The organism is Nonlabens antarcticus (genome assembly GCF_015356755.1).
Classification (GTDB): Bacteria; Bacteroidota; Bacteroidia; order Flavobacteriales; family Flavobacteriaceae; genus Nonlabens; species Nonlabens antarcticus.
The window spans coordinates 1-1,396 of record NZ_JADFCO010000052.1; the positions used below are offsets into that span (position 1 = coordinate 1).

Here is a 1,396-nt window from a genome sequence, read left to right on the forward strand (position 1 = left end):
CGACCACTTGAAGCTTGAAAGAAAGCGAGTAGTCTTTTTGGGTACGCTTCACGTAACCCCTGTTTATAGATGTTTCCATTACACTAAGGTTTTTGTGTATCGCTATTTCAGGACGGGACAAATAGCTGATATCAAAAAGCCACTCTTTGAGTGGCTTTTTTTTATTTAAATAACTGTCGCTCTAATAAAAATGTCGTCAATATCACATTGAAATCCTGTTGAATATCTACTGGCATATATTTGATGCGATACTGACCGCAGCGCACTCGCAACTGCTCAAAATATTCACGCATAGCATGAGAATAAGTTTCTTTCACATTGTCTGCATATAAGTTGACGTGTTCCCCAGTTTCTACATCAAGAAACCGGGTAGGTCTATTCTCAAAATCAAAGTCAACTTCTGTTTTTCCATCAAAAACGTGGAAGAGCACCACGTCATGTTTATTATACTTTAAATGTCGTAAGGCCTCAAAGAGTTCATCTTGATGACGATCGCTTTGAAACATATCCGTAAATAGAATAATTAAGGATCGTCGCTTGATATTTTCTGCAATCTCGTGCAGATATTTATAGGTATCCGTAGAGCCATTGATGGAAGACCGAGAGCTTATCGTGTTTAATTGATCTAGCAACATATTGTGATGCCGCTCGCTACCTTTCTCGGGAGCGTAATATTCATAGTCGCTGGCATAAACACTCAGGCCTACGGCATCTCGCTGTTTCTTCAATAAATTCATCAAGCTAGCTGCGGCAAGTGCTGCATACCCTATCTTGTTTAAATTGCCCAAAGTTTGGTTCTTAACGACGGGATAATGCATGGAAGCACTATTATCTACAATCAGATGACATCTCAGGTTTGTTTCTTCGTCGTATTGTTTGGTATAATATTTATCAGTTTTAGCATACAATTTCCAATCGATATGCCGGGTGCTCTCTCCTTGATTGTATCGTTTGTGCTCTGCAAATTCTGCACTAAACCCATGAAACGGAGATTTATGCATCCCGCTTATGTAACCTTCTACCACTTGACTGGCCAGTAGCGCGAGGTTTTTAAATCCAGATGTTTTATTAAGTTCTTGTTGCAGGTTCATGGAGTGAAGATAAGAATTGAGATGTCTTCTTACAGAAAGATCACAGACAAGAACTCCGATTTTCTAATCTGAAGCGTTTTCTATCTAGTCACAAATCTACTTTTATTTTAAAACGAGATAGAAAATTATACTGTTTTAAAGAAAACCCCAATTCCTATAAGAATTGGGGTTTTAATGAATGATATTGTCCCGTCCTGAAATAGCGATACACAAAAACCTTAGTGTAATGGAAACATCTATAAACAGGGGTTACGTGAAGCGTACCCAAAAAGACTACTCGCTTTCTTTCAAGCTTCAAGTGGTCG

Annotated in this window: 1 protein-coding gene; it reads right to left on the reverse strand. The window is 38.5% G+C overall.

From position 1 onward, the window contains the following. Positions 1 to 161 precede the first annotated feature (161 nt). Complete coding sequence (locus tag IQ282_RS00205) at positions 162 to 1,091, reverse strand: DUF58 domain-containing protein (RefSeq protein ID WP_194849934.1); 930 nt, start codon at positions 1,089 to 1,091, stop codon at positions 162 to 164. Positions 1,092 to 1,396: the final 305 nt, after the last annotated feature.